9 protein-coding genes are annotated in these 8,064 nt (G+C 47.5%); all 9 read right to left on the reverse strand.

What is annotated here, in order from left to right:
* Positions 1 to 55: 55 nt before the first annotated feature.
* A complete protein-coding gene (locus GF401_12360; GenBank protein MBD3345847.1) occupies positions 56 to 2,245 on the reverse strand; it encodes a hypothetical protein in 2,190 nt (729 codons plus the stop codon).
* Positions 2,246 to 2,453: 208 nt separating this feature from the next.
* Positions 2,454 to 2,921, reverse strand: a complete 468-nt coding sequence (locus tag GF401_12365; GenBank protein ID MBD3345848.1) for a periplasmic heavy metal sensor — start codon at positions 2,919 to 2,921, stop codon at positions 2,454 to 2,456.
* A 140-nt stretch (positions 2,922 to 3,061) separates the two neighbouring features.
* On the reverse strand, positions 3,062 to 3,604 hold the full coding sequence (locus GF401_12370; protein MBD3345849.1) for a periplasmic heavy metal sensor: 543 nt from the start codon (positions 3,602 to 3,604) through the stop codon (positions 3,062 to 3,064).
* On the reverse strand, positions 3,601 to 4,080 hold the full coding sequence (locus tag GF401_12375) for a hypothetical protein (protein MBD3345850.1): 480 nt from the start codon (positions 4,078 to 4,080) through the stop codon (positions 3,601 to 3,603). The genes GF401_12370 and GF401_12375 overlap by 4 nt, the downstream gene beginning before the upstream one ends.
* Before the next feature lie 52 nt (positions 4,081 to 4,132).
* The gene (locus GF401_12380) at positions 4,133 to 4,708 is read right to left on the reverse strand and encodes a sigma-70 family RNA polymerase sigma factor (GenBank protein ID MBD3345851.1); all 576 of its coding nucleotides are present in this window, start codon (positions 4,706 to 4,708) and stop codon (positions 4,133 to 4,135) included.
* A 196-nt stretch (positions 4,709 to 4,904) separates the two neighbouring features.
* The gene (locus tag GF401_12385) at positions 4,905 to 6,005 is read right to left on the reverse strand and encodes an alpha/beta hydrolase fold domain-containing protein (protein MBD3345852.1); all 1,101 of its coding nucleotides are present in this window, start codon (positions 6,003 to 6,005) and stop codon (positions 4,905 to 4,907) included.
* A 17-nt stretch (positions 6,006 to 6,022) separates the two neighbouring features.
* Entirely contained in the window at positions 6,023 to 6,550 is a 528-nt protein-coding gene (locus GF401_12390) for a hypothetical protein (GenBank protein MBD3345853.1), read from the reverse strand.
* Positions 6,517 to 7,233 carry a polysaccharide deacetylase family protein gene (locus tag GF401_12395; protein MBD3345854.1) on the reverse strand — a complete coding sequence of 239 codons (717 nt, stop codon included), beginning with the start codon at positions 7,231 to 7,233 and terminating at the stop codon, positions 6,517 to 6,519. The genes GF401_12390 and GF401_12395 overlap by 34 nt, the downstream gene beginning before the upstream one ends.
* A 37-nt stretch (positions 7,234 to 7,270) precedes the next feature.
* Entirely contained in the window at positions 7,271 to 8,041 is a 771-nt protein-coding gene (locus tag GF401_12400) for a hypothetical protein (GenBank protein MBD3345855.1), read from the reverse strand.
* Positions 8,042 to 8,064: the final 23 nt, after the last annotated feature.

Consider the following 8,064-nt stretch of genomic DNA (forward strand, 5'->3'; position numbering starts at 1 on the left):
CTTATAATATAATAATAAATATCCTAAAAAACAGCTTTGATGAGCTAAGTACGGGTTATTCGAAATTAATTACTCTGAAATGTTGGTTGCTTTTTTCCGTTTTGATTTGACAAATATAGGCATTTCCCGGAAATCCTCCGGCCCTCCTCAAATAAAGTGTTTGTTTGCCCGGATTTATCCTGTTGAATTTTCCGGCCGCAATGGCCCTTCCAAGAAAATCGTAGAGCGTAATTTCGAGGGGACTCTTTGATTTCGAAGAAAATATCAGCTCAATTACAATGTGATTGCTTTTCTTCGATGTTACCCTCACAGTAGTGGCGTAAGGTCCGGTTGATCCAATAAATCGAGACACAGAGGCATCCAAAGTCCGGTCGGTTATTTCGCCGATCCATCCACCTGCAGCATCAACTTCCTGAAGGATAATGTTTTGTATGGAGTCGTATTGAGGGGTGCGGGATGTCGAATCCAGGTGATTTATCCACTGGTTATCGCCTTTGTGTTTGATGCTGATAACATCGTGTGTTTCAGCCCATGAGATATTTGATTGCAGGAGGGTGCTATCGACATTGTCATCCATATAAACAGCATAGGCCCGCCGTTTATCGAAGGGCATGGTCGTGTAATGAGTAAGATTATCTTTAAATTCATTATAGGCCCCGCATGACCAGGTATAATAGGCGCCACCATCGGCGAGCTTCAGCATGCAGTCGACCACGATATTTTTCTCCACAATATTACTACGCGAATGAAGATAGGGGAGTACATTGCCCCGGGTAAAAAGCATGCCCGGGATTTCATTCCATCTGATATGATGCATTGCTTCACCATTACCATAGGTATCCACCGCACCTGTACCGGGGCCCCGGTTAATTGTTTCATAGCTGGTTCCGACAATGGAAACCCCACAGTAGGGGAGATCGTGCATGTAATTATGAGAAATGGTATTATGCCCGCTCTGGAACAGCGAAACGGCACATCCATGCCAGTAGACCAGTCCTACATGGTGAATATGATTACGGATAACCGAATTGTATTTCTGTTCATCTTTTGTCCCCGGACCGTATCCGTACATCTGGACTCCACCCGAGCCGCACCAGGCGAGCTCATTGCCTTCGATGGCGACATTCTGGACATGGTGATCGAGAGCTATTGCATTGGCACCGGTGTGGATCACCCGGCAATTGCGGACTGCGCAGTATTCGACACCCTGCAGATAAAGAGCGCCGTCAGGATTTTCGAAATTTCTCTTTGTCCATTCGTCGGGCCACTGGTCGGCGGGCATACGATCGGCATAGGCAAAGGTTATGCCTTCAAATTCGATATGGTGGACCCATTGACTTGTGCTTTCTTCACCTTGCAGCCGGATAAGGTTGTAAAGACGGGGTGCGTCGACCTGCTTATTATTCATGGTATCATCGGGCGGCCAGTAGTAAACTTTACCGATACCCGAATCGACACACCATTCGCCGGGGGTATCCAATGCCGAAATGATATTTTCTATGCGAAAAGGCGCCCCGGTACTTCGAAAACCGGTAATGATATTTTTGCTGTGCCGCATGGCTGAATTCAATGAAGTATCGATATTCCGCAACACGGAGAGATCATTTTTCCAGTCGATGGGGGCAACATTTATTTCAAGACATCCGTTGGCTGGAGGAGAGGAAAGGTAGCCGGAAGGAAGTACGATGTACTGACCGATAGGGGACACACTTTGCCAGCTTTCGAGGTCGGGCCATTCTTCCTGACCACCCACAAAATCTTTCCAGATATCATGATCGGGCTTCATTGCCCGTCGTTGTTCGATCCCTTCAACAATAAGCGAATGAAACAACCATCCGGTATCGATATCGGCCTCCCAGAGTTTTCCCGCCGCCGCGGCAGGAGTACCGGGAGGATCAATTGTAACCTTGTGCCACCCGGTAATTGTTGCCCCACCATGAATGATAACGTTTTCACCGGGAAATGAAGAAAAAACAACCTTTGCATCGGCGGTACCGCTGTGCTCAGGGGTGAATGTAAGGGTGCTGTCGAGGTAATAGGTTCCCTCGCGAATAATGACTGAAATTGCTTCTGTCTTGCCTGATAATGCAACAGCCTCTGCAGCTTTATGCAAACTCCTGAAAGGCTGGGCCTCCGTACCCGGATTTGTATCAAGCCCTGTTGGTGAAACATAAAAAGAAAGAGCAAAAAGAGAGGGTTGGAAAGTAAAAAAGAAAAAAATAAGGGTACGAAAAAAACGTTGCATGATTATACTCCGAATTCCGGTTATAAGCTAAAAGAGTAGCAATACAATAATAATCTATTGCAATGCTGCTCCTTGCTGAAACACATAAAAAGTTTATAAATTAAAATAATGCACAAACTTTAGAATGGAAAGGGGGGATAATAAAAAAGGCTGCCTTCTGGAATGCTGAAAGGCAGCCTCGGGTAGTTTGACAGGGCCCCGTAAAGGATTACCAGCCGTGCATTTGGCCATGACCTTTACGGCCGCAACCAAATTTATGCATCATGAAACCCGGACCAAGCTCCTTTAAATACTCCCGTTGTTCTTCGGTGAGTACTTTTGCAATTTCGCGGTGGTGAGCGTATCGTTTTTTCATGCCTGTTGCCCGGTGTTCGGCGATCTGGTCGATTTTGGCGTGAACTTTGGGTTCAGCAACGTCATCTTCGACCAGTTTTTTCAATTCGATCATCAGTTTGAGCCCCTTTTTCCGTTCATCTTTCATTGCCGAGCGTTTCTGTTCGATAAGTGTTTCGATCTCCGCCTTCTGATTGTCGGTCAGATCGGGGATGATCTCCAGTATGCGGGGTGAGCCCTCACAGTTTTTCCCATGATGGGGTCCCCGGGCAAGGGCGGTTCCTGCAAAAAGCGTCATCGCCAATGCGGCCAGAGTTATTAGTGAGAGTGTTCGTTGTTTCATGATTACCTCCCCTGAGAGTGGTTAAGTGAACTATGGGTGGCCTTTCGTGAGATACCCGGGTATTCCCTGAACGACCGTTACGTTTTTATGTGCTTTCTATTCGGCAGCTGTTCAGAAAAGCTTCTTCTGGAAATTACTCCTCAATTACCCTTTCTGAAAGGGCCTCTGCCCATTCTCCCGTGCAAATGACGGCGTTCTTTTCCGTCGGGTGGCATGCCGGGGAAACGGGGGCCGCACTGTTCTATTCGTCTTTCGAATCTCTTCATCATTTTTTCGCGTTGTTCGGGCGTCAATATTCCTTTTTCTTTCATCATTCCGTAAATTGCTTTCCTGTGCAGCGCATACTGGTAACGTGATATCGTTTTAAGGATACTGTCGATGGCTGCGGTATCGGGATTTTCTTTTTGCACATATCCCAGAAGGCTTTTCTGGGAGTCCCGGAGCGAATTCCTGATATCCGATGTTTCCCGGTGGATTTTTTTTCTGAGCATGAATATTTTTTGCCGTTGCTCCGGCTTGAGTTCAAGGTCTCTGATTAAGCCCCGCGGCCCATGTCTCATGAGGCCGGGAGCTCGATGATAGGATGGACGGGTAAAAAAACGGTGATAAATCATGAACCCGAATCCGGTGATATTTATGGCTGTCAAAATTATTAAGAGAAAGGTTATGGTTTTTGTTTTCATTGTACCGTCTCCTCTTCATACGCCGAGGTTCCGTAGTAATAATCAGCCATCGTGTTGGTCGGCAATACATCGAAAACATCGTAATAGCCCTCTGATGCCGTTGCCACTTTGGTTGTATCTGCATGCTGCTGTGTCTGCCCCGTGCCCAGGTAGGCACCAAGGCGGATTCCCGCAATAATAAGAAGTATCGCTATTGCCGGTTGTACTATCAGTTGCCATTTATGCATTGTTTCTTCGATAAAAGTAAGCGGATTATGGTTATGTTCGATTTTTTGAACAATTTCATGATAAAAATTTGGTGGAACCTCTATTTCTGCTGCGGGATCCCACTTGTTCCAGGATTCACTGACCTTCTGTACTATGTTCCGGCAACGGGTACACGATCTAATATGGACATGATACTGCTCGATTTTTATGGACTCCGGGCTTCCATCGATTATGTCGATTAATGAATTTTGTATGTCTTTGCAGTTCATTTTTTGTACCTCATTTAATATGACACCTCTATTTTAAAAAAACTTGCGAACTTTATGAACTTTGGTAATATGAAACAAGCTTTTTCTGAAGATTTACTTTTGCCCGGTGAATAAGGGACTCCACTGATGAAAGACTGGTTTTCATAATATCAGCGATTTCTTCATAGGAAAAATTGTCATATTTGCTCAAGACAAAGGCAATCCGCTGCTTTGCAGGAATTTTTCCCAGAGCCTCATTGAGCATTCTCCGCTCGTCCTTGCGATCCATTCGGTGGTCCGGGCGGTCATTGTTCGATGCCGGTGGAACATACGCTGTTTTGCCGGGTTCCTTATCGGAAAGGGAAAAGATATCCAGAAAGGAAACCCATTTCCTTTTTCGAAGATGGTTGAGGGAAGTGTTCACCGCTATTTTGTACAGCCAGGTGGAGATTTTTGAATCTCCCCGGAAGTCACCGGCTTTTTTAAGGAGCCGAACAAAAACATCCTGTGCGGCATCTTCAGCCTCTTCTCTGGTGCCCAGAATACGGTAACATGTTTTCACTACCATCGACTGGTACTCCCGTACCAGAGCGGCAAAAGCGCTACGGTCACCATCGTGAAGTTTTTGCAGTAATTCGTCGTCGTTCAACTAAAACTCCGGAACAAAATACGGCCCTGTTTAGACTACTCATCCAATATATATGACGAATGAACCTGAGAAAACTTGCGGAAAAAATTTTGGTCTTTTGTTTAGGGAAATGCTTTTGGATGCGGTTTTTTTTGAGGCGACGCTTTTTCCTTACAGTTTTTCGACAGGAGTGGTATTCCCCCTCAGCACCACCGTATCAGCGTGCGATATAAAAATCCTGCTTGTAGTTTCTCGGTCCCGATTTCATGATATAGATGCAGGAGCTATGGGAGCGGGGACCGCCTGAGAGAGAACCGGAATTGATATTGCGATGGAGAATTCTTTTTCCTGATAAAGTATAGAAAACAGGCGTGAAACCAGCATTGATATTGAGGGCTGGTTTGTCGGTCAATTGACGGCAAAAGGGGCGTGCCGCTACCGGGTCCTGTTCCGGCAAAAAGCCGTGCTTTTCGAAGAATGCCATTGTCCAGGAAATGACCGAGTCTTCACCGGCCGGTGCAACGGTAGAGTCCTCCCGGAAACAGAAACTGTGCCCTTTTCTTCCTTCACCGTTGAAAATGTGGAGTTCAGTATCGAAAGAATAATCGGCGGCACTGTCGATAAACTCTTTCCCTTGCTCCTTAAGGCCGTCATCAAAGCCGTACATGAGAATAGTAGGGGGCATGTTGTCCGAAAGATTCCGTAAAGCTTCAATTTCTTCTCCCATCCGTGTATCTTCATCGTAGACGGTTCCGGCGATTTTCAGGACCGCGGAGACTTCCATGCAGAGGTCGGGTTTTGACGATATGGTCAGGTCCTGGTCTGAATGTTCAAGTCCCTCGATCGCAGCAGAAGAGGTTGAAAGAAATCCTCCCGCCGATCCACCGAATGAGATAATCCGATTTGGATCAACGCCAAGTTCGGCTGCGTTTTTTCTGACCCACCGCACAGCCATCTTGCAATCGGGAACCTGTTCTTCGATATAGGTTACTCCCTGGCTGAGCAACTGGTATTCGTGGACAAAGACCACAAAGCCCTGCCGTGAGTAATAACGCCGGAAAGCGGTAAAGCCGTCGACACATTTTTTGTTGAATCCCCCGGCGAAAACGATAAGCATGGCAGGACGGCTGTCGCTTTGTTGCCAGTTGTCGGGGGTAAACATGACCATCCGCAGATCGTCGATACCATTGTTGCCGAAAACAAAGGCGTCGGGTCGGCTAAAAACCCGTGATGCACAGCCCCACGACTGGGCGAATAGAGCCGGCGCCCCCAGTAAAAGAAGGATGATGATCCCGTGCAGCTTTTTATCTCCAATCATTATTTCTCCTTTGGAGGTTATTGTTTCGCAACCATAAAAGAATGGAATTCTCCTTGACTCGATTCTATTCTGCAGATATAGACGGCGCTGCTTGAGGGCAGCGGGAGTGTTATCGAGGAAGGTGAGTCTCCCCGCCGGGCTGTACTTGAAATTTTTCGTCCCGACAACGAATACAGGGAAACGGCAAGAGCCTCATGGTGCACCGAGGGCATGGTAAGGTGCAATGCCGTTCCATCATTACTTCTGACGGCCCGGAGTTTCCGGTGTTCTTGTCCGGGGACGGTTTTCCCGGATATTTCATTGGAGGTCGGATCGGCGCCTTTTGTATAACACCGGCTATACTCAATGGTGACGGGATCGGGGCCCGGAACGAGATCATAAAGCAGTTCTTCACCGCCCTCATCGATTATGAGAGTCAGGGGGACGTCGAACCATTTGAATCCATAGGTTTCTTTGCCGGCCATTTCCGGGGGAAGGGTCAGTCGGACCGTCACGCTGGTTGCGGTACTGCTCACAACTTCGAGTGTGGCACTGTCCCGTTCCATGATATACCGTCCCACATTGGCGTAGGTGTCGACCCAGAGACTGTCGTCGTATGTCTCGTGGACATAATGAATATGTTGGGCAAGACTGTCGAATCCCCAGGGAAGAAGACCGCCGTTACCAATGGCATGAAAAAGGGCAACCGCCCAGAGGGGGTCCAGCGCCCATGCCTTGCCGCCTGAATAGTCATCTGCCCGTTAACATAGAGTTTTCCGCATATCCGATCGAGCGGATGAACATCGAGAATATATTTCCTGCATCGCTCGGTATATTTACATCCTGGGTAGGCAAAGGACATGGGGAAAATCCCGGTCATCCGGTAGATACTGTCGGCAGCCTGTTTGATCTCGTAATCGTAATCAGCAACATCCATGTTGCCGTTCTGATGGGTCCAGGTGTGATTGCTGACCTCATGGCCGTTTTGTGCAATTTCACGCCAGTGAGGCCACTGGTCTTCAAAAGTCCGGTTTACCTGGATATATTCGGTGATTTTGTAACCATACATATCAAAAAGTGGGGCGGCCTTATCGAAGGCGCAGGAGAGAGCATCATCAAAAGTAAATGACGCCGCCGCTTTTTTATTATACCGGAAATAGGCAATTTCTACATCGGCGGCCAAAAGTATCCCCTGTAAAATCGCGATGCACAGGAGGAGTTTGATATGTATGCGGGATCGATTATTCATAATACCTCCAGAATTGGTTGTAGGCGGCGGCGCCAAATTAAGGTTTTGCAGGTGAATTTGTATTGATGATCAGTGTTGTAGTACCCTTTTTATTTATGTACACTCCCCTTGCAGAATTAGTGGGCATCACCCCGATTTTCTGTCCTGCCGGATTAAAGATGAAATTATCGACTGCATGGTTGAATTCCGGGATGGAATGAGCCGGGGCGGTCTTAAAGCGGGCAAGAGTTGTTGCTCCGCTCTTTAAATTCTGCCACCGCAGCCATTCTTCCGCCGCGGTTTCTTCGGCCCACTCCCAGTCACTGTCGGATGCCGTACCCGAAAGCAATTCACCGGTGGAATGACGGTACGTCGAGAGCCCGATCGGACTTTCACCGGTAAGATATTGGTAGAGCATGTGGATATTCATGATTATGGCAAAACGGGAGGCATGGATATTATCACAGGTGACGTAGTTATAGCCACGTTCCTTGTAGATGCGGATAAACAGATAGCTCGCCGGAACGACCGTACAGTTTTGCGTATTTTCGAAGTCAACAAGGCAATCGAAATCGCTGAACTCGTAAGGTGACTCGCCGTCCCCGATACCATGATTCGGGCCGTGGGGCCATGCTACACAGGCAACATTGAATGTCAGTTTTGCTCCGGTATTTCTCATCGAATCGATCATGTCTTTGTATTCGACCATGAGATCGTTGACAATATAATCGCACGGATCACCGCTCTTGAACCAGTCGAGGACATTGATGATATATTCATCGGTGCCGTCCTTTATAGCCTTATGCCATTGATCGGGATTCGCACTCATACTGACTTCCCGGGACCAACTGA

This window comes from Chitinivibrionales bacterium (genome assembly GCA_014728215.1).
GTDB lineage: Bacteria > Fibrobacterota > Chitinivibrionia > Chitinivibrionales > WJKA01 > WJKA01.

What these genes read in the sequence shown, in the direction of transcription:
- GF401_12365 (MBD3345848.1), bottom strand. Translation starts at nt 2,921, where the DNA reads ATGAAACAACGAACACTCTCACTAATAACTCTGGCCGCATTGGCGATG.
- GF401_12360 (MBD3345847.1), bottom strand. Translation starts at nt 2,245, where the DNA reads ATGCAACGTTTTTTTCGTACCCTTATTTTTTTCTTTTTTACTTTCCAA.
- GF401_12375 (MBD3345850.1), bottom strand. Translation starts at nt 4,080, where the DNA reads ATGAACTGCAAAGACATACAAAATTCATTAATCGACATAATCGATGGA.
- GF401_12385 (MBD3345852.1), bottom strand. Translation starts at nt 6,005, where the DNA reads ATGATTGGAGATAAAAAGCTGCACGGGATCATCATCCTTCTTTTACTG.
- GF401_12390 (MBD3345853.1), bottom strand. Translation starts at nt 6,550, where the DNA reads ATGGAACGGGACAGTGCCACACTCGAAGTTGTGAGCAGTACCGCAACC.
- GF401_12395 (MBD3345854.1), bottom strand. Translation starts at nt 7,233, where the DNA reads ATGAATAATCGATCCCGCATACATATCAAACTCCTCCTGTGCATCGCG.
- GF401_12370 (MBD3345849.1), bottom strand. Translation starts at nt 3,604, where the DNA reads ATGAAAACAAAAACCATAACCTTTCTCTTAATAATTTTGACAGCCATA.
- GF401_12400 (MBD3345855.1), bottom strand. Translation starts at nt 8,041, where the DNA reads ATGAGTGCGAATCCCGATCAATGGCATAAGGCTATAAAGGACGGCACC.